Annotated in this window: 25 protein-coding genes; 14 read left to right on the top strand and 11 right to left on the bottom strand. The window is 63.8% G+C overall.

Annotated elements, in window-relative coordinates; genetic code table 11:
* Positions 1–99 precede the first annotated feature (99 nt).
* Positions 100–933: a hypothetical protein gene (locus HJO_RS09835; RefSeq protein WP_051618483.1), complete on the top strand. Its 834-nt coding sequence runs from the start codon at positions 100–102 to the stop codon at positions 931–933.
* 4 nt (positions 934–937) lie between these two features.
* On the opposite strand, the gene HJO_RS09840 is transcribed toward HJO_RS09835, so the two are convergent.
* The 3 genes from HJO_RS09840 to HJO_RS09850 are packed head-to-tail and all read right to left on the bottom strand — an operon-like array spanning position 938 to position 2,549.
* The gene (locus tag HJO_RS09840) at positions 938–1,294 is read right to left on the bottom strand and encodes an ArsC/Spx/MgsR family protein (protein WP_035616555.1); all 357 of its coding nucleotides are present in this window, start codon (positions 1,292–1,294) and stop codon (positions 938–940) included.
* 29 nt (positions 1,295–1,323) lie between these two features.
* The gene (locus HJO_RS09845; RefSeq protein ID WP_035616556.1) at positions 1,324–1,704 is read right to left on the bottom strand and encodes a hypothetical protein; all 381 of its coding nucleotides are present in this window, start codon (positions 1,702–1,704) and stop codon (positions 1,324–1,326) included.
* Between the two features lie 59 nt (positions 1,705–1,763).
* Positions 1,764–2,549: a phosphodiester glycosidase family protein gene (locus HJO_RS09850; protein WP_084141893.1), complete on the bottom strand. Its 786-nt coding sequence runs from the start codon at positions 2,547–2,549 to the stop codon at positions 1,764–1,766.
* Positions 2,550–2,753: 204 nt separating this feature from the next.
* Here HJO_RS09850 and HJO_RS09855 point away from each other — a divergent pair, with 204 nt between their 5' ends.
* The 3 genes from HJO_RS09855 (at position 2,754) to HJO_RS09865 (ending at position 7,080) form a co-directional block, all read left to right on the top strand.
* Positions 2,754–5,183, top strand: a complete 2,430-nt coding sequence (locus HJO_RS09855) for a putative bifunctional diguanylate cyclase/phosphodiesterase (protein ID WP_162173818.1) — start codon at positions 2,754–2,756, stop codon at positions 5,181–5,183.
* A gap of 112 nt (positions 5,184–5,295) precedes the next feature.
* On the top strand, positions 5,296–5,475 hold the full coding sequence (locus HJO_RS09860) for a hypothetical protein (RefSeq protein ID WP_035616557.1): 180 nt from the start codon (positions 5,296–5,298) through the stop codon (positions 5,473–5,475).
* 114 nt (positions 5,476–5,589) lie between these two features.
* A complete protein-coding gene (locus HJO_RS09865) occupies positions 5,590–7,080 on the top strand; it encodes a tryptophan halogenase family protein (protein WP_051618485.1) in 1,491 nt (496 codons plus the stop codon).
* 23 nt (positions 7,081–7,103) lie between these two features.
* Here the strand turns inward: HJO_RS09865 and rlmN are convergent, their stop codons facing one another.
* Entirely contained in the window at positions 7,104–8,258 is a 1,155-nt protein-coding gene (gene rlmN / locus HJO_RS09870; RefSeq protein WP_035616558.1) for a dual-specificity RNA methyltransferase RlmN, read from the bottom strand.
* Between the two features lie 168 nt (positions 8,259–8,426).
* On the opposite strand from rlmN, the gene HJO_RS18825 reads away from it, so the two are divergent.
* The gene (locus HJO_RS18825; RefSeq protein WP_035616559.1) at positions 8,427–9,062 is read left to right on the top strand and encodes a YiaD family glycine zipper/OmpA-like lipoprotein; all 636 of its coding nucleotides are present in this window, start codon (positions 8,427–8,429) and stop codon (positions 9,060–9,062) included.
* Between the two features lie 67 nt (positions 9,063–9,129).
* On the opposite strand, the gene HJO_RS09880 is transcribed toward HJO_RS18825, so the two are convergent.
* Entirely contained in the window at positions 9,130–9,786 is a 657-nt protein-coding gene (locus HJO_RS09880; RefSeq protein WP_035616560.1) for a DJ-1/PfpI family protein, read from the bottom strand.
* Between the two features lie 104 nt (positions 9,787–9,890).
* Here HJO_RS09880 and HJO_RS09885 point away from each other — a divergent pair, with 104 nt between their 5' ends.
* Entirely contained in the window at positions 9,891–10,523 is a 633-nt protein-coding gene (locus HJO_RS09885) for a 1-acyl-sn-glycerol-3-phosphate acyltransferase (protein ID WP_051618486.1), read from the top strand.
* Here HJO_RS09885 and HJO_RS09890 read toward each other — a convergent pair.
* The gene (locus HJO_RS09890) at positions 10,520–11,023 is read right to left on the bottom strand and encodes an invasion associated locus B family protein (protein ID WP_035616787.1); all 504 of its coding nucleotides are present in this window, start codon (positions 11,021–11,023) and stop codon (positions 10,520–10,522) included. The genes HJO_RS09885 and HJO_RS09890 overlap by 4 nt on opposite strands.
* 183 nt (positions 11,024–11,206) lie before the next feature.
* Here HJO_RS09890 and HJO_RS09895 point away from each other — a divergent pair, with 183 nt between their 5' ends.
* Positions 11,207–11,788, top strand: a complete 582-nt coding sequence (locus tag HJO_RS09895) for a sigma-70 family RNA polymerase sigma factor (protein ID WP_241764715.1) — start codon at positions 11,207–11,209, stop codon at positions 11,786–11,788.
* Positions 11,789–11,833: 45 nt separating this feature from the next.
* A complete protein-coding gene (locus HJO_RS17760) occupies positions 11,834–12,478 on the top strand; it encodes a ChrR family anti-sigma-E factor (protein WP_162173819.1) in 645 nt (214 codons plus the stop codon).
* An 18-nt stretch (positions 12,479–12,496) separates the two neighbouring features.
* Here the strand turns inward: HJO_RS17760 and HJO_RS09905 are convergent, their stop codons facing one another.
* From HJO_RS09905 to HJO_RS09920, 4 genes are all read right to left on the bottom strand, one after another.
* A complete protein-coding gene (locus HJO_RS09905) occupies positions 12,497–13,402 on the bottom strand; it encodes a sulfotransferase domain-containing protein (RefSeq protein WP_035616561.1) in 906 nt (301 codons plus the stop codon).
* A gap of 71 nt (positions 13,403–13,473) precedes the next feature.
* Positions 13,474–13,986: an RNA methyltransferase gene (locus HJO_RS09910; RefSeq protein ID WP_035616562.1), complete on the bottom strand. Its 513-nt coding sequence runs from the start codon at positions 13,984–13,986 to the stop codon at positions 13,474–13,476.
* 1 nt (position 13,987) lies between these two features.
* Complete coding sequence (locus HJO_RS09915; RefSeq protein WP_035616563.1) at positions 13,988–14,308, bottom strand: hypothetical protein; 321 nt, start codon at positions 14,306–14,308, stop codon at positions 13,988–13,990.
* Complete coding sequence (locus tag HJO_RS09920; protein WP_035616564.1) at positions 14,305–15,177, bottom strand: isoaspartyl peptidase/L-asparaginase family protein; 873 nt, start codon at positions 15,175–15,177, stop codon at positions 14,305–14,307. The genes HJO_RS09915 and HJO_RS09920 overlap by 4 nt, the downstream gene beginning before the upstream one ends.
* Before the next feature lie 90 nt (positions 15,178–15,267).
* Here HJO_RS09920 and HJO_RS09925 point away from each other — a divergent pair, with 90 nt between their 5' ends.
* Both HJO_RS09925 and HJO_RS09930 read left to right on the top strand, forming a co-directional pair.
* Positions 15,268–16,260 (top strand): NADPH:quinone oxidoreductase family protein, encoded by a 993-nt coding sequence (locus HJO_RS09925; RefSeq protein WP_035616565.1) that lies wholly within the window; start codon positions 15,268–15,270, stop codon positions 16,258–16,260.
* 145 nt (positions 16,261–16,405) lie between these two features.
* Positions 16,406–16,702 carry a PilZ domain-containing protein gene (locus HJO_RS09930; RefSeq protein WP_035616566.1) on the top strand — a complete coding sequence of 99 codons (297 nt, stop codon included), beginning with the start codon at positions 16,406–16,408 and terminating at the stop codon, positions 16,700–16,702.
* A 97-nt stretch (positions 16,703–16,799) separates the two neighbouring features.
* On the opposite strand, the gene dnaK is transcribed toward HJO_RS09930, so the two are convergent.
* On the bottom strand, positions 16,800–18,707 hold the full coding sequence (dnaK, locus tag HJO_RS09935) for a molecular chaperone DnaK (protein WP_035616567.1): 1,908 nt from the start codon (positions 18,705–18,707) through the stop codon (positions 16,800–16,802).
* A gap of 342 nt (positions 18,708–19,049) precedes the next feature.
* Between dnaK and HJO_RS09940 the strand changes: the two genes are divergently transcribed.
* The 4 genes from HJO_RS09940 to HJO_RS09955 all read left to right on the top strand — a co-directional run bounded on the left by HJO_RS09940 (position 19,050) and on the right by HJO_RS09955 (position 22,837).
* On the top strand, positions 19,050–19,886 hold the full coding sequence (locus HJO_RS09940; RefSeq protein ID WP_035616568.1) for a sterol desaturase family protein: 837 nt from the start codon (positions 19,050–19,052) through the stop codon (positions 19,884–19,886).
* Positions 19,887–19,982: 96 nt separating this feature from the next.
* Positions 19,983–21,071, top strand: a complete 1,089-nt coding sequence (locus HJO_RS09945; RefSeq protein ID WP_035616569.1) for an aldo/keto reductase — start codon at positions 19,983–19,985, stop codon at positions 21,069–21,071.
* Between the two features lie 8 nt (positions 21,072–21,079).
* Positions 21,080–21,904: a protein phosphatase 2C domain-containing protein gene (locus tag HJO_RS09950; protein ID WP_035616571.1), complete on the top strand. Its 825-nt coding sequence runs from the start codon at positions 21,080–21,082 to the stop codon at positions 21,902–21,904.
* A 90-nt stretch (positions 21,905–21,994) separates the two neighbouring features.
* Complete coding sequence (locus HJO_RS09955) at positions 21,995–22,837, top strand: SMP-30/gluconolactonase/LRE family protein (protein ID WP_051618488.1); 843 nt, start codon at positions 21,995–21,997, stop codon at positions 22,835–22,837.
* Positions 22,838–22,839: the final 2 nt, after the last annotated feature.

The raw sequence follows: 22,839 nt of genomic DNA on the forward strand, positions 1-22,839 counted from the left end.
GCACTGGTTAACACCGCGCGCAGTGCTGTTAACCAAATCCTGACACCTGATGACCATCAAGGGCACTATCCGATTCCAGAACGGAGGGAGGTGACGATCATGGCTGATGGATCTGCGCATGCACCGCTGCATGTACCGATAGCTGCGGACGACCTGAAACCGCGCATGGAAACGCCCGTGAAGACGAAGAAATTCAAGGTGGATTTCTGGGCCACCGATTTCAACACGGCTGAAATCGGCATCATGAAGCGCACCCAGAACGAAGCCGCGTCCAACCAGTTCACCAAGGACATGGAGATTTTCGGGCAGACGGTGGTGAACGGCAAGCGCGAGTCGCTGATCGCGTACCGGCATGGCATGTGGAAGCGGAACCGGGATTTCAAACGCCGGCTGGTGATCAAGCTGTTCTCCGAGGACCTGCACTGGCGCGGCACGGTCGAGATGCTGGTCGGGCGGTCGATGCAATTGTCGCTGGCGGCCGGGGGGCTGGCGGTGCCGGCCTATTCGATCAACCTGGGCCGGCATGACCAGTTGGTGCAGCTGGAACGGTCAGCGCATCATTGGCCGTTCTTCCCCGAGAAATACTCTTTCTTCCTGCAGACGAAGAACGGGCCGCGCTTCTACACGCTGCGCCGGAACATCGTCTGTATCGGCGCCGATTACACGCTGTGCGACCAGAAGGGCCGCAAGATCGGCCAGCTCGACAGCCGGGTGATCAATCTTGGCGGGGCCTGGAAGGTGACGCTGGACAGCGCGCACGCGAATGCCCGGCTGGAAACCGTGCTGGAACTGTTCTGCGCGGTGCTGAAATTCAATGGCGCGGCGCGGCGCCATGTCCGCCAGCTGGCGGAAAAGGTGCGCGGTGGCCGGCTGAAGCCGGAACTCGATCACCAGGAAGAGGCCCTCTACACGAATCCGCGCCGTCGGCGCTGAGCCGTCAGGCCTTGAGCGCCTGCTCGGTGCCCTTGTCCCAGCCGACGAGGATGTCGGCGCCGGTATCGATGACAGGGCGCTTGATCAGGGCGGGATTGGCGATCAGCAGGGCGGCGGCGCCGTCGCCGAGGGCGCCTGCCTGTTGCGCGGTGGTCAGGCCGCGCCAGGTGGTCGAGCGGCGATTCACCAGCTTTTCCGCGCCGACGGCCTTCAGCCAGGCCGGCACGCGGGCCGGCAGGTCGGCTTCGGCGCGAATGTCCACGAAGGCGACATCATGGCCAGCCGTGGTGAGCGCGGCCAGGGCCTTGCGGCAGGTGTCGCAATTCTTCAGGCCGTAGAGCGTGAGGGGCGGTATCGACATCGGTCTTCCTTCGGTCTGCTGCAGCCAGCCTATAGGATACCGAGCACGGCAATGGCCAGACCGAAGGCCATCGTGGCGAGGCCGATGCCACGCACATGATCTTCTTCCGGCAGCAACCAGCGGCCAAGCGCGAAGACCGGTTTCGGCCAGGCCAGGAGCAGCAGGCTTTCGACCACCATGCCGCCGGCCAGGACGGTGCCGATCGATCGTGTGACGGTGGTAAAGTCATTGACCAGGGCGAGCAGGCCGGCACTGATGAAGAACATCAGGGCACCGGTCACATAGGTCAGCGCGGGGCCCGTCTCGAGGGCTTCGAGCACGGTCGCCGCGCGGCCCGGTTCGATCACCATGCCGAGGCCGGCCGCCAGGGCATAGGTTCCAAAGATAACGCAAACGGTATCGGCCAGCATGCCGTGAACTCCTGTCTGGCCCCCGCCTTTTTATAGCAGCCCAAGATGAACGCCGCCTGTCAAGGTGTGGCGGGGTCTGGAATGACGGCGCCGACGATCGGCCCCATGTCGAGTCCGCCCTCGTTGCGCGACAGGTCCGGCGCATAGAGTTTCGAGACGACACCGTCGAGATAGAGCGCATCCGGGGTGTGCAGTTCATCGCGGAACAGGCTGGCGAAACTGTGGAAGTTCACGGGCAACTCGCTGATGGCGAAATAGACGCGCGTGCCGTCGGCGCTGACGCCGACGCCGTTGCGCCGCTTCCGGCTGGGGCCGTCCTCGTTGAAATCGGGGTGCAGCGCGCCATTGATGACCAGCATCGGGCCGGACTGGGTGGCATAGCGCGGCGGGGCGGTGGCGAACCGGGTTTCGTAGACATGCGTTTCGGTCACGCCGGCCTTGCCTGCATCCAGCCAGAACACGCCGTTCGGCAGCATGCCGAAATTGCCCGGACCGGCTGACCGGATGAGCGGTGCTGCCTGCTCGCCATTCTCGACATACAGCCCGACGGCGCGGCGGTCGTCATGGTACATGCCCGCATTCATCGCGAAGGCCAGCGTCTTGCCTTCGCTGGAAAGTTGCGCGGCGAGGCGGTCGAACTGGCCATAGGGACTGCCATCCGGATGGGTGAGGAACAGGCGCAGGTCCGTGTCGGCCACGTCGAAGGCACAGACCGTATAGGGCGCGCCGTCATATTCCAGCGGGGTGCAGGCGTGCACGGGGGCCGGCCTGCACGCACCCAGCAGCAGCGCCGCAAGGGCGGCAATGACGAGGCCACGGGGGCGGGAGGGGAGTCGGCGGGGCATGCCGGAACCCTAGACACGCTTCGTGGCGAATTCCAGTCACGCTCATCGGGCCTGCCAGCGTTAATGAACCGTATCGAATCCTTGTGAAAGCCGATGGATATTGCCCGTTCAACTTAAGCGAATATTTTCTTCGACCCAGTAACCATAATGCCGCTGCTCACGCCCAACTTGGTCGGCAGCCAGCGCATTTTAGGAGTAAATGCCGTGAAACTGAATCTGGCGACGATCCGTGCGCATATCACCGGGCGTATAGAGATACCTGCAGAACATGCCGATTACATTCGCGGCATGCAGATGCATACGTTCCGGTCACTCCTGCCGTTCGGCCTGATTGCCAGCTCTGCCAACGCCGCCATCCTGATCGTCTATTTCGCCTTTCGTTCACCGTCCGCCGGATTGTGGGTGTGGACAGGCATCATGGTCTGCATGGCCCTGTTGGGCGTGCGGGCGAGCCTGCATGCGTCACGGGACCAGCAGGCGCCAAGGCCCCGTCCCGCGCGGTCAATGCGCCGGTCGATCAACGAATCCGCCATGCTTGGCACGGCGTGGGCCATCTGCCCGATTCTCCTCATCCCCATCTCGCAAGGCTTCGACCTGGCCATCGTGCTGTGGATCAGCTCCGGCATGGTGACCGGGGCGGCCTACATGCTGTCGACACTGCCCCGGGCCGCAATCCCATTTGTCGCGACGCTCGTGCTGGGCATGGCGATTGGCGTGCTTCGCTCGGGTGTTGGCGCACCGCAACTGGCATCGCTTGTCGTGCTGGCCGGTTTCACCGTGGTCATGATCCGGTCGATGTTCTGGAATTATTCGAATTATGTCCGGTCGTGGCTGCAGCAGGCGAAGCTGGCGGAGCAGGCCGACCAGCTGGCAAGGAAGACGGATGTCATCAGCCTGCTGCTGAACGAATTCGAACAGGCAGCATCCGATACGCTCTGGGAGGCGGACGCCCGCCATCGCCTGATCAGGCCATCCGAAGTTCTGGCCGAACGCACGAACATTTCGGTCGAAGACCTCGACCGGCAGCACCTGGCGGCCTTTTTCGATGCCACGAACATGGAAGGCCGGGATGAGATGGAGCGTCTCCACGATGCCCTGCGCGTGAATGGCGAGATTCACAATATCTGCCTTCCGGTGCGCCGCACAGACCGGACAGAATGGTGGCGGATGTCGGCCAAGCCGACATTCGGTGACGATGGCAGGTTCGAAGGTTATCGCGGCGTTGCATCCGACATCACGGACAAATACCTGGCCCAGAAGCAGGTTTATCACCTCGCGCATTTCGATGCCCTGACCAGCGTGCCCAAGCGGGACATGCTGCTCAAGGCGATCAACACGGCTGTCAGCGAGACGAAGGGAACCACGTCACGCTTCGCCGTGCTTGCGGTCGACATTGATCGCTTCAAGACCATCAATGACGTCTTTGGTCACACGGTTGGTGACGCGTACCTGATCGAAGTAGCCGACCGTCTGCGCGACATCATTGGGCCGGATGATGTTGTGTCCCGGTTCGGGGGTGACGAATTCGTGATCCTGCAGCGCGACGTGACCGGCCGCAACGACGCGATGGAGCTGGCTGCGGCGATCAGGACAGCGCTGGCCGAGCCCGTCGAGATTGACGGCACGCAGGCCCAGTCCAGTGTCAGCATCGGCGTCTCGATCTTCCCCGACCATGCGGCCCTGCCTGTGGACCTGCTGAAATATGCCGACCAGGCGCTGCTTGCGTCCAAGGCCGCCGGACGTGACACGGTGCGGGTTTTCGAGTCGAACATGAATGATGATGCCAGCGAGCGCATCGCGCTGGAAACTGACCTGCGCAACGCGCTCGCCGGTAACGAGCTGAGCCTCAATTTCCAACCGATCGTGCACGCCAAATCGGGGCGGTTCGGATCTTTCGAGGCGCTGATCCGGTGGCACCATCCGACGCGCGGCTCGGTGGGCCCCGACATATTCGTGCCGATCCTGGAACAGGCCGGCATGATCACGACGGTCGGTGACTGGATCATCCGCGAAGCCCTGCGCGAAGCGGCGACGTGGGACGAGACGACCCGGATTTCGATTAACCTGTCCCCGTTGCAGGTGCGGAACCGCTCGCTTGTGGCAACCGTCGCCCATGCGCTGGCCCAGACGGGTGTGGATCCGAAGCGGGTTGAATTCGAGATCACCGAGACGGCCCTGTTCGACGATACCGAAGAAAGCCTCAGCACGCTGCACGGGCTGCACAGCCTGGGCGTTTCGATTTCGCTGGATGATTTCGGAACGGGGTTTTCCTCGCTCAGCCTGCTCAGGATATTCCCGTTCGACAAGATCAAGATCGACAAGTCCTTTATCGACCGGATGGAAACCAGCGAGGAATGCCTGGCGATCGTCCGGGCGGTGATCGGCCTTGCCAGCAGCCTCGGCATGCGGACCACCGCCGAAGGCATCGAAACGGCAAGCCAGGCCGAGCGCCTGAAAAAGGAAGGCTGTTCCGAATTGCAGGGCTTCTATTTCGGCCGTCCGCAGCTGCCCGGCGATCTCGTGAAAGAGGGCCTGCTGAGGAAAGCTGCTGCGACGGCGACACGCCAGGACGATGTGGCCGCATCGGCACCGGGGCGGCAGCCAGGCGCAGCCCGGATGAAACGGGTTGTCTGAGCGGCCTCCGGCGGCGATTTCCACAGCATATTGATCGCCGGGCGGGTCGGTCTGGTCTAGGCTGGGCGCAGGCTGCCTGACCGGGGCAGGCCCGCAAGCGAGGGAGGCCGCCATGGCCGAGAAATTCGAACGCCACCGCCAGGCATGGACCAGCGCCGAAATTCAGAAACTGCACCTGCTGGCAACCAAGGGCATGAGCCTGAAGGCGATCAGCAAGGCGATGACACGCAGCGAGGAGTCGATCCAGACGCGCGCCAAGATCGACAAGCTGAAAATATCGAGAATGCGCTAGGCGACGAAGAGGCCAGTCTGGCATCGCGCCGGGGCGGGCTTTCACCGCCTGCAATTGACCCCGCTGGGGATCGCGTCAAGACTGCCCGTCAAACGCCGTTGCAGAGGGTAGGGCATGGTCAAGTCAATTGTGGTCGTAGGGGGCGGCAGCGCCGGCTGGATTACCGCCAACCTGCTGAATGCGCATTGTCGGCGCGCGGGCCGCCAGACGCAGATCACCCTTGTCGAATCGCCTGACATTCCCACGATCGGTGTCGGCGAGGCGACCGTGCCGTCGATCCGGCGCACGTTGAGCGATATCGGCCTGCCGGAGCAGGAGTTGCTGATATCTGCCGAGGCGACCTTCAAGACGCTGATCCGGTACAAGAACTGGAACCTGGGTGACAGTTACGATCACCCGTTCGACCGGCGCCGGCGCCCGCTGACCGATGGCGCCGTGCGTCGCTGGACAGCGCAGAACAATCTGCCTTTCGACCGGAGCTTTTCGGCCCTCAGCCAGTTGGCCGACAACCACATCTCGCCGAAGTCGCCCCGCCAGCCGCAATACCAGGGAGCGTTTCCCTATGCCTATCACCTCGACGCCATCAAGCTGGCCAACCGGCTCGCCAGTTTCGGCCGTGAGCGGGGAATCCAGCACAAGCTCTGCAAGGTGACTGACGTGAAGGTGTCGCCGGAGGGGTTGATCTCGGCGGTCCACACAGACCAGGGCGAGGCCCTGACGGCTGACCTCTACGTCGACTGCACCGGCTTCCGCGCGGCGCTGCTGGGCGGGGGCCTCGGCGTGAAGATGAAATCCTTCGCCAAGCATCTCCTGTGCAACCGGGCGGTCACGATGCGCATTCCCTATGAGGTCTACAAGCCCGAGCGGATCGTCACCTATACGCAGGCCATTGCGCGCGATCACGGCTGGCAATGGGACATCAACCTGCAGACCCGGCGCGGCATCGGTTATGTCTATTCCAGCGATTTCCTGAGCGAGGATGCGGCCGAGACGGCCCTGCGCCAGAATGAAGGCCCGCACAGTGACGGGCTTGAAGCGCGGCACATCCGCTTTACCAGCGGCAAGCGGCTGGTCAGCTGGAAAGGCAATTGCGTCGCCGTGGGACTGGCCGACGGATTCCTGGAGCCGCTGGAATCGTCCGGCCTCTACCTGGTCGAATTTGCCGGGCGGGCGATCGCGACCATGCTGGACGATTTCGCCACCGCGCCGCAGGCCACGGCACGCTATTACAACCGCATTGTCGACGAACTCTATGACGAGATTCTCGGCTTCCTGAACCTGCACTATGTCACGTCAAAGCGGCGGGACACGCCATTCTGGCAGGCCGTCACGGCGGATGACGCCATCCTGGACGATCTGCGCGACCGGCTGGAATTGTGGAAGCGGCGCTCGCCCACCGAATTCGACTTTCCGGGGGCGGACAGGTTGTTTGCCCAGGACAGCTATGAATTCATCCTGCATGGCATGAAATATGTCGATGGCCCGGTCTCGGGCGCGCCGGCGGTGCCGGACATGAGCGCGCTGATCAGCAAGAGCCGAAGTGAGCTGCCGGACCATGAGGCGATCCTGGCGCTTGTCCAGCGCGCGGCGGCAGCGCGCGCCTAGGGCGCCGGCCTGCCTGTTGGCGATTATTCGATTCCCAGCGCTTCGCGGCGTTTCTCGGCGGCGGATTTCTTGACGCTTTCGGACCGCAGCTGGCCGCAGGCAGCGAAGATGTCCCGGCCCCGCGGGGTGCGGATGGGGCTGGCATAGCCGGCCCGGTTCACGATCTCGGCAAATGCCTCGATGGTGTCCCAGTCGGAACATTCATACGGGCTGCCGGGCCAGGGGTTGAACGGGATGAGGTTCAGCTTGGCGGGCAGGCCCTTCAGCAGGCGGACGAGGTCGCGTGCTTCGGCCGGCGTGTCGTTGATGCCTTTCAGCATGACATATTCGAACGTGACCCGGCGCGAATTGCCGAGGCCCGGATAGGCGCGGATCGCCTCGAACAGCGTCTGCAGGTCGTACTTGCGGTTGATCGGCACCAGCTCGTTGCGCAGGTCATTATTGGTCGCGTGGAGCGATATGGCGAGCATGGCATTGGTGCGCGCCCCGAGTTCGGGGATCTTCGGCGCGACACCGGCGGTCGAGACCGTGATGCGGCGCCGGCCGATGGAGAGACCATCGCCGTCGGAAATCATGTCGATGGCGTCGGCAACATTGTCGAGATTGTAGAGCGGCTCGCCCATGCCCATGAAGACGATATTGGTCAGGCGGCGGTCTTCGGCCGAGGACGGCCATTCACCGAGGGCGTCGCGTGCGATCATCACCTGGGCCGTGATTTCCTGGGCCGTCAGGTTGCGAACCAGCGCCTGCGTGCCGGTATGGCAGAAGGTGCAGTTCAGTGTGCAGCCGACCTGGCTGGAGACGCAGAGCGCGCCACCATTCATGCCGACATCGGGAATATAGACGCTCTCGCCTTCGACGCCGGGCGCAAACCGCGTCAGCCATTTCTGTGTGCCATCGCGGGACACCTGGTGATCGGCGATTTCCGGGCGGTCGAGCGTGAAACGCTCGGCGAGTTCGGCGCGCAGCTCCTTGCCGATATCGGTCATGCCTTCGAACCCGGTGGCACCGAAGAACTGGTTCCAGCGTCGCACCTGCTTGGCCCGCATGCCGGCCTGTTTCGGCGCAAGGCCGAGGGCTTCCAGCTCCGCCTTGAGGGCGGGCAATGGCATGCCGGACAGGGATTTCGGGCCCTGGGGCTGGTCGGGGCGGCGCGAGAGGTCGAGTGATATTGTCATGAAATTGCGCTATAGCATGGCCATGGCAGGTCATAAACTGCCGGTGGCAGGGGATTATGGACTCGATTTAATGTGCCAGCCTTTAATTTGCCACAGCTGCAACCGAAAGCCCCGTTCACGCGTATATACGTATTCAACGGGGCTTTGCCCACTATCCGGAGGAACTCCATGAGACATCTCATTCTTGGCGCCGTCGCGCTTGCTCTTATCCCGACCGCCTGTGAAACCGGCCCAAGCAACCGCGTCCTGATGACCGGTGCTGCTGGCGCCATCGCCGGTGCCGGTCTCGGCACGCTGGCTGGCGGCGACGACAAGCGCAACGCAGCGATCGGCGCTGCCGTGGGTGCCATCGCAGGGGCTTCCGCAGGCGTCTACATGGACAAGCAGGAGCGCGAACTGCGCGCCGCAACCGCCGGCACGGGCATCGAAGTCGCTCGCAATGGCGACCAGATCGCCCTCACCATGCCGTCGAACGTGACGTTCAACGTGAACAGCGCGGAAATCCTTCCCGGTTTCTACGCATCGCTGAACGACGTCTCGACCACGCTGGTCAACTATCCGTCCACGGCTGTCGATATTATCGGCCATGCCAGCTCGGACGGTGACGACGCCTACAACCAGACCCTGTCTGAAAAGCGCGCCAATTCGGTGAAATCCTACCTGATCAACCAGGGTGTGACGCCGGTTCGCCTGCAGGCCTATGGCATGGGTGAAACCCAGCCGATCGCCGACAATGCGACCGAGGCTGGCCGCCGCGCCAACCGCCGCGTCGAAATCATCCTGACCCCGATCACCGAAAGCTGATCGCCGTTCCAGGCAATTGATGAATGACGCCCGTCAGCTTCGCGCTGGCGGGCGTTTTTCGTTTGGCTCAGGCAGTGACCGCAGCACGCATCGCGGCGACCGGATCGGCGTAGCGCGTGTTCATCACCGTCACGAGCTTGTCATTGGCGAGTGCCGGCGTGCCGGACCGGGTCGGCGGATCGGGGTCGTATTCGATCGCGAGCTGGATACCTTCGGCCACCTGCTGGCCGGCGAGGTCGGCGATGATGGCAAAGGCGAAATCGATGCCTGCCGTGACGCCGCCGCCGGTCCAGGTGTTGCCGTCCTTCGCCCAGCGGCCCGGCGCATGGGTTGCCCCGACCAGCGGCAGGAGTGAGGCATAGGCCCAGTGGGTCGTCGCCCGCTTGCCCTTGAGGAGGCCCGCCGCGCCCAGCAGGAACGCGCCGGTGCAGACCGAGGTGACATGCGTGGCGGCGGCCCCGGCGGCGCGGATGAAGTCCAGCGTTTCGGCGTCGCGAATGGCATCCACCACGCCGAAGCCGCCCGGCACGACAATCATGTCCAGCGGCGGTGCTTCGGCAAATGTCCCTGTCGGCACCAGCGACAGGCCGCAATCGCTCGGCACGGGCGCTGGCGACTTTGCCAGGATGTGCGTGGTCGCGCCCGGCATGCGGTGGAGGACCTGCAACGGGCCAGTGAAATCGAGCTGGGTGACATTCGGGAACAGGATGAAACCGATTTGCATGGGCCGGGCCTTCCGTGACCTGCGAACGGCGTTCATAGCCGGTTTTGAACGGGCCAGCCAGATTCGCTCTGGTCAATCTGCCCTGAAATGTGGAACGTGTCGCGATGTCGATTCCTGATCCCCTGACAGCAGGCCGCGCAAGGCGTTTCGGACAACCCTCGCGCTATCGCGGCATGGGGTCGGAACTGGTGCACTGGTTCTGCGGCACCTATCTGCGCCTCGCGGGATGGCGCCTGCCAGACGACTGGCCGCCGGACCCGAAGATGGTGATCCTGGCGGCTCCGCACACGTCGAACTGGGACGGGGTCAACATGCTGGCAGTTGCCGGCTGGTACCGCGTGAAGCTCAGCTACATGGGCAAGAAGTCGCTGACGACCGGCCCGTTCGGCTGGCTGGTGAAGCGCTCGGGCTGTGTCCCGGTCGAACGGTCGAAATCGCGGGATGTCGTCAGCCAGATGGCGGCGGCGTTTGAGGCGGCTGACAGCCTGTTCCTGGCGATTGCCCCGGAAGGCACCCGCGAGCGCAATGCAGACTGGAAGAGCGGCTATTACCATATCGCCCATTCGGCCGGTGTGCCGCTGCTGATGTCCGTGCTCGATTATGGCAGCCGCACGGTGCGCCTGGCGGGCCCGGTGCGCACCAGCGGTGATTTTGCAACCGACCTGCCGCAGATTCTCGCCCCTTATCGCAAGGCCGAAGGCCTGAACAAGGACCAGTTCGTCCTGCCGGATGCCTAGCGGCAGGCGGCGGCGGCCTTGTCGATGGCGGCAGCCGATCCCTTCAGCGAGAAATGGTAGGCAACCGCCGTATTGCGGGCGGAGACGGCCTCGACACGCAGTTCCGAGCCCTTCTTGAGGGCCTCGACTATGCGCCGGTCATCGTCATCGTCGGCAAACGCTTCCTGGCCGACACCAAACAGTGTCCAGGACGAGCGGCCGACACTCGCCTTCGGGGCGAGTTGCTCGCGCAGGTCAAACCCGACCTTCAGGCTTGGCTGGTTGCGGGCGCGGCCGGATTTCCAGCTCGACACGTAGAACCAGACTTCGCCATGATCGGCCGAGCGGGGCGCCTTGTCGGTGGCGCTGGTGGCTGCATAGCAGATCGTGTCATTGCCGGACTGTTCGGTGAACACGGACCAGTCATTGTAGCGCCCGACGGCGGTCGGGGCGGCGCTGGCGCACGGGACGGCGATTGCCGCCAGCAGCGCCGGAATCAGGAGGCGATTGAGACGAATCATATATTGCATCATATCAGAAATTGAATCCCCGCTACGTGTTCAACCCGTCAACTATGCCATCAGAGTTAAGGCCAAACTACGACGAGAGCGCCACTGGCACCCGTGACGTGAATTTAATCGCACTGGTTGCGCCGCGATAGTGCACAGAAGATACTGGGCAACCGGAACCGAAGGACAGGCCTGTTGAGCGATGCAAGTGTCCGCACCGTCGATACGCAGCAGCGTGAGCACCATGCCGACTGCATGGCGCGCATCGCATCCGACCAGTGCCGTGACGCCTTCGGGGACCTCTTTGCCTTCTATGCGCCGCGCCTGAAAGGCTACATGATGCGCCTCGGCGCGAGCGATTCCGAAGCAGAGGAACTGGCGCAGGAAGTGATGGTCACGGTCTGGCGCAAGGCCGGCATGTATGATCGCAAGAAGGCATCCGTCTCGACCTGGATATTCCGGGTCGCCCGCAACCGCCGCATCGATGCCCAGCGCCGGACGACCCGGCCGGCCCTCGAGCCCGACGAGCCCATGCTGCGCCCGCCCGAGGCCGAACAGCCGGACATGGTGGTCTCGCGCGGCCAGATGGAGGAACGTGTTCGTGCCGAACTGGCCAACCTGCCGGAAGCGCAGTTGAAACTGCTGCAGGCCGCCTTTTACGATGGCCTGTCGCACTCCGAGATCGCCGCGGCTTTCGATTTGCCGTTGGGTACCGTAAAAAGCCGCATACGGCTTGCGTTTGAGCGCCTGAGAGGAGGGCTGGACAATGAATTCTGACCTGACCTTCCCGGCCACGGGGGCCGTTCGATGAGCAGCAATGCCATGCCACGTTACAGCGAGTTCTACAGCGCCTATGCCGCGGGCCGCCTCGATCCGGGGTTTGCACTCCTTGTCGAGACACAGGGCGCGCTGCGGGCCGATGTCCGCGAGGCCGTTGCGGCAAGCGAGTCAATCGCTGGTGCGCTGCTGGAGACCAGTGACGTCGTTGAACTGACACCCGGCGCGGCAGACAGGGCGCTGGCGCTGATCGATGCGCTCGCCCCGGACACGCCTTCTGCGCCGCCGCCGCAGGCCCTGGACGACGGGCTTGAAATCCTGCCGGACCAGCTGCGCGACTTTGCCCTGGCGGCTGCCGCTGCCCGGGGCTGGAAGATGGCCGCGCCCGGCATTCGCCGCCTGTCGCTGGACGTTGGCAGCGAAGCCGAGGTCGAATTGTACAAGATCCAGCCCGGCGCCGCCGTGCCGCGCCACACCCATGCCGGCAGCGAATACACGCTGGTGGTGACGGGCGGCTTCAGCGATGCGTCCGGCAATTATGGCCCCGGCGACCTTGCCGTGAAGGGGCCGGACGATACGCACCAGCCGATCGGCGATCCGGGTGAGGTTTGCTATGCGCTTGCGGTACGCGATGGCGGGTTGCGGTTTACCGGTGTCATGGGCGTGATCCAGCGGCTGCTGGGCGCCTGAGGCCCAACCGCTGGCGGTTCAGGCCCGCTCTCCCGATTGCAGCCAGTGCGCGCAGGCCTCGCCGAGTTCCGCCTTTGCCCGGGCTTCGTAGCGGGCGCTCTCGTCGGCTGTCAGCGTGTCTTTCCAGCGCCCGTTGACGCCCTTGTTGATGAAGACTTCGGCGCCGGCATCCCAGAAGGCGCCGCCGAGGGGCACGCTTTTCGTGGCGTGCGCCTTCATCCAGTCAAACGAGCAATATTCGACAATCGTGTCCCAGCGGGTTTCGTCGATCTCGATATCGAGAAAGGCGGCAATCTTCCGCATCTCGCCCGGCATGTCGCGTTTCAGGTCCGCGAAGTGGATCATCATGACATTCGGCAGGTCGCGGACTGCCCACCAGCTGCGGACATTTTCCCAGAACGCCCAGAACGGATAGCCGTCCCGGTCCATCCAGTCATGCCAGTACTGGCGGATGTCTGCAGGCGGCGGGTCAATCGGCGGACCGACACGGCCCGGCGTATTGTTGAGGGCGTCGTACCAGAGATCGTTGGCGTTGGCGTGGTGGTTGTAGAGGCTCCAGACGACATCCCGGCCATCGCGGCCGATATAGATGTACTTGGCCTGGGGCGAGAAGACGAGCGCGTCGACGGGCAGGTGGGTTTTCAGGAACCGGCGATGTGTTTGCGCTTCGACTTCGGGCAGCTTCACCTGTTTCGGCGGCACGCGCAGGTCGAGCCAGGGTGACATTTCGGCGACCGCCAGTTCCGGGTCGCCGCCGAACATCATCTGGGCGATCATCTGCTGGGTCCAGCTGGTGCCGGCCTTGCCATAGGTCGCGATGATGATGTCGTCGTCGCGGAACCTGAAATCGTCCCAGATCGTGGAATCGAGGTGATGACTGTGAAGGTCGCGCGCCTTTACCGGCCAGTTGATTTCACCTTGCATAGTCCGACCCCTCAAGAATTCGCACTTAAGGCGTATCACAAGATATTTAGCCTGTCGCGGGTAATCCAGGTCTAGCCGCGGCGCTGCTTGGCGGTCTTGCCGTCACCGCCGACACCGCCGGGCATGATCGGGCGCGGGGCATAGCCGCCCATCGAGAGATGGCGGTCGTACATGACCATCGCGCCGGCGAGGCTGACATTGATGCAGAACTTGGTCGGTATCTTCACGACATGGGCGCAGCGCGACAGAATCTCGTCTGACAGGTTGCCCTTCTCGGGCCCGAGAATGTAGGCGGCCTGCGGCGGATGGCGGAACGTGGGCAGCATCACCGCGTCGTCGGTGAGTTCGATGCCGACAAGCTGGCAGCCCCTGGGCATCTGCATCTCGTCGACCGAATCCCATTGGTAATACGGAATCTGCCCGGCGGACTTTGATGTATCGGCCTGGTAGGCGTCGCGCAGGCGGTGCTCGGCATCGATCGAGAACACGTAGCTGGCGCCAAACGCATTGGCGGTGCGCATCAGGGCGCCGAGATTCATCGGCTTGGAAATGCGCTCCGAACCGATCGAGAAATAACCGCGCATGTCAGATCACTCCGAAGGCAAACCGTCCGGCGACGAGTACAAGCAGGACGACGAGTGGGGCCAGAAGGCAGGTGCGCCGGGCGAGGCGCAGCTGCGAGAGGGGCTTGGGATAGGTGCGCGCGAGGTGCAGTGCGGCCTCGCTGGCAGGGGAGGGGCCGGCGGCTTCGACGACGGCCAGCCGGTAGGCCGTGTCGCCGGGCAGGCCGCCGGACTGGGCCGCCAGCGCCCGGCGCAGGGCAACCGAGATCACCATCCGCATCTGGACGGCGAGGATGAAGGCAAAGAGCACGAGGCCGATCAGGATCCAGAACAGGGCTGTCACAGGAATGTCGCCACCTCGAACCGGCCTTCGGAATCGGTCATGCCGCGCTTCATGCCGCCTGAATTGAAGAAGGCGGCCATGTCGCCATTCGCCGAGACCGCGATGATGCCGCCTTCACCGCCGAGGCGTTTGACGTCGTCGAGCGCCCCCTGCACGGCCGGCACGAGGGCGGTGCCGCCATAACGGATGCGGGCCGAAACGTCGGCGGCGGCATTGGCACGGATGAAATACTCTCCAAGCCCGGTGCAGGAGATGGCACAGCGCTCGTCGGCCCAGGTGCCGGCCCCGATCACCGGGGTGTCGCCAAGGCGGCCCGGCGTCTTGTTCATCACGCCGGCCGTGGAGGTCGCAGCAGCCATGTCGCCATAGCGGTCGAGGGCGACCGCGCCGACCGTGCCGATGTCCGGTGCGCCGATCTGGCGGGTGCGCTCGTCAATCGGGGTGTAGTAGGTGTCCGGGTCGCTCACCGTGGCGAGCCCGGCCGCTTCGGCCAGGCGGCGGGCGCCATCCGCCGCGATCAGCACGTTTGGCGTGCGGTCCATCACGAGGCGGGCTGCGGCGACCGGGCTGCGGATGCCCTGCACGGCGCCGACAGCGCCGGCATTGCGGGTGCGCCCGTCCATGATGGCGGCGTCGAGCTCGAATTCACCCGCCAGGTTCGGTGCAGCCCCCTTGCCGGCGAGGTAGAGGCCGGAGGCCTCCATGGCGGCCACGAGGGCCTCGACCACGTCAACGGCCGCATCGCCTTTGCCGAGGCGCTTGGCGCCATCCTTCAGCAGGCCCGTGATATGTTTTTCCTGCGCCGAATAGTCCTGGCCGAAAATCGGCCCGGCTCCGCCATGCAGGACAAGCGCCCATTTGTTCGCCATAGTGGCCGTCTCCCCTACGTCACGCTTGGATTATGCCTGCCACACCGCTACCGTCTGGCAACAGAAACAACAAGGTAAGGAAGCCAGAACATGAAGGCTGTACTGTCGAAAGAAGTGGGCGGGCCCGACATGCTCGTGGTCGAGGATGTGGCCATGCCGGAAGCCGGCAAGAACCAGGTCCTGATCGAGGTGAAGGCGTGCGGGGTGAACTTTCCCGACGTGCTGATGATCCAGGATCTCTACCAGTTCAAGCCGCCGCGGCCGTTCAGCCCGGGCGGCGAGGTTGCCGGTATCGTCAAGGCCGTCGGCGAGGGGGTGACCCATGTGAAGCCCGGCGACCGGGTCCTCGGCTCGACCGGCAGCGGCGGTATGGCCGAATATGCCGTTGCGGCGGCCCACGGCGTGATGAAGATCCCCGATGCGATGCCGTTCGACGAGGCATCCGCCTTCATCCTGACCTATGGAACGAGCTATTATGCCCTGAAGGACCGGGCCGATCCGAAACCGGGCGAAACCCTGCTGGTGCTGGGCGCGGCGGGCGGTGTCGGCATTGCGGCCGTGGAACTCGGCAAGGCGATGGGCCTGACCGTGATTGCGGCCTGCTCGACGCAGGAAAAGGTCGACTTCTGCCTGTCCAAGGGCGCCGACAAGGGCCTGATCTATCCGACAGGCAGCCTCGACCGGGCCCAGCAGAAGCAGCTGTCCGAAGACATCAAGGAAGCCGGCGGCGGCGGTGTCGACATCATCTATGACGCTGTCGGCGGTGACTATGCCGAGCCTTCCGTGCGGGCAATGAACTGGGAAGGGCGCTATCTCGTGATCGGTTTCCCGGCCGGCATCCCGAAAATCCCGCTGAACCTGACCCTGCTGAAAAGCTGCGACATTCGCGGCGTGTTCTGGGGCGCGGCCGTGGCGCGCAACCCGAAGGGCCATGCCGCCAATTGCGCCGACATGTTCAAGCTGTACGCCGAAGGCAAGATCCGCCCGCACATCTCGAGTTCCTACCCGATCGCCCAGGCGGCAGACGCGATCCGCGAGCTGATGGACCGCAAGGCGATGGGCAAGGTCGTGGTGACGATGTAGCTGGCACCTGCCCCTGCGCCGGTGCGTGCGAGGGCCTGAATGGCTGTGACCGGACCCCCATTCAGGCCTGCCCGGCCGGTTGTGGGGACAGGCGGTAACTGCGTTCGGCGCGGAACGGATCCATTGAGGCGCGCGTAAGTGGCCTATGGACCAAGTCATGAATGCCTTACCGAGCGAACCGCCGCATGTGGATCGCGATTCGTTTCGCCGCCGCACGCTGAAAGGCGGGCGCATCGAGCTGAGCAATCACGCGAGCACCTTTGATGTGACGATCCGCGACATGTCGCTGTCGGGCGCGCTTCTGGTGCTCAAGGATGTCTGGGTGCCGCCGGAGTATTTCGGGCTCCTGGTGGCGCACCCGAACAGCAGGCAGTCCCAACGCCATGCCTGCCAGAAGGTCTGGCAGAAGGGCACGCTGCTTGGCGTGCGGTTCCTGCCTTAGCGGCTGGGTGTCGCGCACATGTCCTGATTCCCCGAGTCAAAAGGAAACCCGCCGGATTGCTCCGGCGGGTTTCTCGATTCTGGGAGGAATCTGAAGGTTACGCGCTCTTGGCGTCGTCGACTTCTTCGAAGTCCGCATCGACAACATCGTCGCTGTCAGCGGACGCATCAGCCGCGGCGTCGGTATGAGCCTCGGCCTCTTGCTGGTTGGCGTAGATGGCTTCGCCAAGTTTCATTGCGGCAGTCATCAGGGCCTGATGCTTGGCCTGGATGTCACCGACATTGTCGCCTTCGCGGGCTGTCTTGAGTTCCGCCACGGCCTTCTCGATTTCGGCTTTCACCTCGTCAGAGACCTTGTCGCCATGTTCCTCGACCTGCTTTTCGGTCTGGTGGATCAGGGCTTCGGAATTGTTCTTGGCTTCGACCAGTTCACGGCGCGCCTTGTCGGCGCCGGCATTGGCTTCGGCATCGGCCATCATTTTCTTGATGTCCTCGTCCGTCAGGCCGCCATCAGCCTGGATGGTGATGGCCTGTTCCTTGCCGGTGGCCTTGTCCTTGGCCGAGACCGACACGATGCCGTTGGCGTCGATGTCGAACGTGACCTCGATCTGCGGCAGGCCACGCGGGGCCGGCGGGATGCCTTCGAGGTTGAACTGGCCGAGCTGCTTGTTGTCGGCCGCCATTTCACGTTCGCCCTGGGCAACCTTGATCGTCACGGCACCCTGATTGTCGTCAGCGGTCGAGAAGATCTGGCTTTTCTTGGTCGGGATCGTCGTGTTGCGGTCGATGAGACGTGTGAACACGCCGCCCAGCGTTTCAATGCCGAGCGAGAGCGGGGTCACGTCGAGCAGGACCACGTCTTTCACGTCGCCTTGCAGCACGCCGCCCTGGATCGCCGCGCCGAGGGCAACGACTTCATCCGGGTTCACGCCCTTGTGCGGCTCGCGGTTGAAGAACTTCTTCACCGCTTCCTGCACGGCGGGCATGCGGGTCATGCCGCCAACGAGGACGACTTCGTCAATGTCGGCAGCCGTCTTGCCGGCGTCTTTCAGGGCTTTCTTGCACGGTTCGATGGTGCGCTTGACGAGGTCGTCGACAAGGCTTTCGAGCTTGGCGCGTGTCAGCTTGATGTTGAGGTGTTTCGGGCCGGTGGCGTCAGCCGTGATGAAGGGCAGGTTCACTTCGTACTGATTGGCAGACGAAAGTTCCTTCTTGGCCTTCTCGGCTTCTTCCTTGAGGCGCTGCAGGGCGAGCTTGTCGGTCTTCAGGTCGATGCCCTGGTCCTTCTTGAACTCGCCTGCGAGGAAATCGACGATGCGAAGGTCAAAGTCTTCACCACCGAGGAATGTGTCGCCATTGGTCGACAGGACTTCGAACACGCCGTCACCGATTTCGAGCAGCGAGACGTCGAATGTACCCCCACCAAGGTCATACACGGCGATCGTCTTGTTCTCGCCCTTGTCCAGGCCATAGGCGAGGGCAGCGGCTGTCGGCTCGTTGATGATGCGCAGCACTTCGAGACCGGCAATCTTGCCGGCATCCTTGGTGGCCTGGCGCTGGGCGTCGTTGAAATAGGCTGGAACGGTAATGACGGCCTGCGTGACCGGCGTGCCGAGATAGTCCTCAGCGGTTTCCTTCATCTTGGTGAGAATGAAGGCGGAAATTTCCTGCGGGGAATAGTCAGTGTCGCGGCCCTTGACCCAGGCGTCGCCTGCCTTGCCCTCGACGATGCCGAAGGGCGACATGGCCTTGTCTTTCTGGGCGGTCGGGTCGTTGTACGTCCGGCCGATCAGGCGCTTGATCGCATAATAGGTGAAATCGGGGTTGGTGACGGCCTGGCGCTTGGCCGGCTGGCCGATCAGGCGTTCGCCGCTTTCCGTGAAGGCGACGACGGACGGCGTGGTGCGCTGGCCCTCGGCGTTCTCGATGACTTTCGCTGTGCCGCCTTCCATGACGGCGACGCAGGAGTTCGTGGTCCCAAGGTCGATACCGATAATTTTGCTCATGTCTTCTGTCTCTCTTTATTTAGCCGCCACGGGCCAGGTTTGGTTCGGTCTGCTCAGCAGCCCCGGAAGCCAGTGGCTCTCAAGGGTTCATATGAGACGGCGAGGACGGAGTTTAAAGCCGCTCACCTGTTCTGGGTGCGATATGGTGAGCCGATCCCTGCGCTCAAGGGGTAATGCGTCGCTTTTACACGGGTTTAACCTGTATCAAGTGTGGGTCCGTGCGCCAGTCCCCGATTGCTGTTGTCATTGGCTGGATAGGCCCGCCCTGCCGCGTTTAAGCATTTATTACGTCTGAACTGATACACAACCGGCATAAAAAGAAGAATACCGGAGTGTGGTGAGATGGACGGGATGATGGCCAGCCTGGCAATCGAGGCGGCGACTTATGTCGTATTGATGGTCGTGTTCACGCTGCTGGCTTTCGTGTCGCGCGGGCGTGACGCCTTCAAATGGAGCCCCGAATTGCGCCAAAGCGCGCTCACCAACGTGCTGATGCTGCATATTGGCGGCCTGAACGGCGTTCTCTACCTCCTGACAATCGTACCCCTCATTTCACTTTACCACACGGTCGGCCTGCCGGTCCTGCCGGAAACGGCGTGGACCCACGTGCCATTCGTGCTGAAGGCGCTGGTGGCACTGCTGGTCTACGATTTCAGCATGTACTGGGTGCACCGCTGGCTGCACACGAGCTGGCTGTGGCCCGCCCATGCCGTTCATCATTCCGATCCCGAGCTGCACTTCCTGTCCTGGTCGCGCGGCCATTTCATCGAACAGTTCGTGATCGCCGCCTGCATGGTGTTCAGCTCGACCTGGCTCGGTTTCGGTATCCGCGAAATCTTCGGCCTGGCGCTGCTCCAGGGCCTGCACCAGCATTATGTCCATGCACGGCTTGACTGGAATCACGGCTTCCTGCGCCATGTGATCGTCTCGCCACAACTGCACCGCTGGCATCATGCCGAGGTGGAAGCGGCATATGACAAGAATTTCGCGTCGATCTTTCCCTTCTTCGACCTGATGTTCGGCACGTACTACAATCCAGGCTCCGCCATCGCCGTGCCGACCGGCATTGGCAACAATCCCGACAACAATGTCATTGCCTTGATCCTGCACCCGTTCCGCGAATGGGGCCGCATGCTGGCCGAGCGCAAGCGCGTTTCCGCGGCGGCCGAAACGGCCTGACTCCAGGCGGCCCGGTCGAATCCGGCCGGGCGCTGGTTGCTCACCCTTGATGGCGAACCTATCTGCGCTGCAGGCAGCAGCAGGGAAGGCGGCCCCATGATCTATACAAAACTCGGACGCACGGGACTGGTCGTCTCGCGCATCTGCCTCGGCACGATGACGTTCGGCGGCGAAGGCGGTATCTGGAAATTCGTCGGCGAGCAGAAGCAGGACGAAGCCGACACGCTGGTCAGGACGGCATTTGATGCCGGGGTGAACTTCTTCGACACGGCCGATGTCTATTCTGCCGGCGTGTCAGAGCGCATGCTGGGCCAGGCCATCCGCAACAATAACCTGCCGCGCGACGAAATCGTCGTTGCCACCAAGGTGTTCGGCCGGGTCTCCATGGTGGTGCCGGATGATGGATCCGACGTGGAAAAGGCCGAAGCGGAGCGCCGTGAAAAGCAGGCCCGCAACATTTCGGGCCTGTCACGCAAGCATATCATGGACGGTGTGGACGCCAGTCTCGACCGGCTCGGCCTCGACTATATCGATCTCTACCAGGTCCACGGCACAGACCCGCTGACGCCAATCGAGGAAACGGTCGAGGCGCTCGATGCGGTCGTCCGTTCCGGCAAGGTGCGTTATGTCGGCTTGTGCAACATGCCCGCCTGGCTGATCATGAAGGCCATCGCCTATGCCGACAAGCGCGGCCTTGCCCGCTTCGAAAGCTGCCAGATGTATTATTCCATCGCGGGCCGCGACCTGGAACGCGAGGTCGTGCCGCTGGCGAACGACCAGCGCCTCGCCATACTGCCCTGGAGCCCGCTGGCCGGCGGGTTCCTGTCAGGCAAGTTCAGCCGCGACGGTGCAGGCCCGAACGATGCCCGCCGTACGGTCTTCGACTTCCCGCCGGTGGACAAGGACAAGGGCTTCGACATCATCGACGCCATGCGGCCGATCGCCGACGCGCGGGGTGTCAGCGTTGCCCAGGTCGCGCTCGCGTGGCTGCTGCACCAGCGCCACGTCACCAGTGTCATCATCGGTGCCCGCACGGCGGCGCAGCTGACCGACAACCTGGACAGCATCAATGTGAAACTGACTGCCGAGGACCTCGCCGGTCTCGACGCGCTGTCAGCCCTGAAGCCGGAATATCCAGGCTGGATGCTGGACCGCCAGGGCATGGACCGGCGCGGTCAGGTCTGAGGCCAGCCATGCGCATCGACATCCTCGAAACCGTCAATGATCCGGGCACGCCCGGCAAGACCGGTGACGACCGTGTCGGTTTCGATGCCGCCGCCGGCACGGCCTGGGCGCTGGACGGGGCGACCGACGTCACCGACCTGCGCCCGTTCCCGCAGGCCGAGAGCGGCGCGGCCTGGATGGCCACTGCCCTCAGCGACCGCCTGATGACACCGCCGGCGCCGGGCGTGTCACCCGCCGCCTATTTCGCTGCGGTGCTTGCGGATGTCCGGGCCAGCGCCGAAGCCGCGACGCGCATCCCGCTGGCGACGCTGCCGGGCGAGGCGCGCCCGATTGCTTCGGGCATGTGGATGCACCAGTCCGGCGACCGGGCCGTATTCGCCTGGATGGGCGACTGCATGGCGCTGCTCCAGCGCGGCCGCCGGGTTACCCTGATCGGCTCACCCGGCAAGGCGGAGGATGAAACCGTGACGGCGCGCCGCCTGCTCGCCGTTTCGCCGGAACAGCGGCTCGCCCAGCTGCAGGCAGACCGGCGCCGCTCCAACGGGAACCGCACCTGTTTCGGGCTGGACCCGGCTGCCGCCGCCAATCTCCAGACGGAACAGCTGGTTCTCGAACCGGGCGATACGGTCTGCCTGATGAGCGACGGGCTCTACCGCCTCATCGCGCCCTATGCGACGCATACGCCCAAAACATTCATGCACCTCGCCACGGACACGGGCCTCATCGGCGCCATTGCCGCGCTGAGGGCGTTCGAGCGTGCGCCTGGCCGGGACGTGCCGCGGATCAAGGCGCGCGATGATGCCTGCGGTGTGTTGCTCCGTATGGCCCCTTAGCATCCGGGGCTGGTCCCCGCCGGGCAAGATCGGCATAGTGGCCTGACCCGCCGCAGAGACGGCGGACCAAGCCATTCAGGGAGATGACTGATGCTGGAACACCTGCCCCTTCCCGCACTATTGCTGTTGGCCGCCTGTTCCGGAGCGCCGGTCCAGCAGGCCGCGGCGCCGACGCTCGAAAAGCTCTGGGTGGCGTCCGACTTCGCGGCGCCGGAGAGTATCGTTCAGGCGCCGGATGGTAATTACCTGGTCTCGAATGTCGGCATTGACGAAGGCGACGAAAAGAATGGCGACGGGTTCATCACGAAAATTTCCGCCGATGGCGACCTGATCGAGAAATACTGGGCCGCGAAGCTGAACGGCCCGAAGGGGCTCGCGATCAAGGATGGCACCCTTTATGCCGCTGACATTGATGCGGTGATGCTGATTGATGCCGAAGCGGGCGGGCTGGGCACGAAAATCCCCGTCGACGGCGCAACCTTCCTGAACGATGTCACCGTGTGGGGCGACGCGGTCTATGTGTCGGATTCCGGCACGGGGCGCATCCATCGCATTGCGGATGGCGCCGCAACGGTCTGGCTGGAGGACGCACGTTTCGGTGGCATCAACGGCCTGCTCGGGGATGGCGACCGGATGCTGGTCTCGACCATGGGTACAGGCTCGCTGTACAGCGTCACCGCCGACGGAAAGGTCACCGAGATCGCGACCGGCATGCCTGACGCCGACGGCATTGGCCTGGTGGCCGGTGGTGGCTATCTCGTCACCAGCTGGCCGGGCCAGATCCACTATGTCAGCGAGGACGGCACCGTTACCACGCTGGTCGATACGACATCCGAGGGCATCCTGCAGAATGACCTGACCCGGTTCGACGATATCTTCATCGTCCCGAACTGGGCGCCCGGAACGCTCACAGCGTGGAAAGTGGTGCGTTAGCG

Origin of the sequence: Hyphomonas johnsonii MHS-2 (assembly GCF_000685275.1) — a bacterium.
In the GTDB taxonomy this organism is placed as follows: Bacteria; Pseudomonadota; Alphaproteobacteria; order Caulobacterales; family Hyphomonadaceae; genus Hyphomonas; species Hyphomonas johnsonii.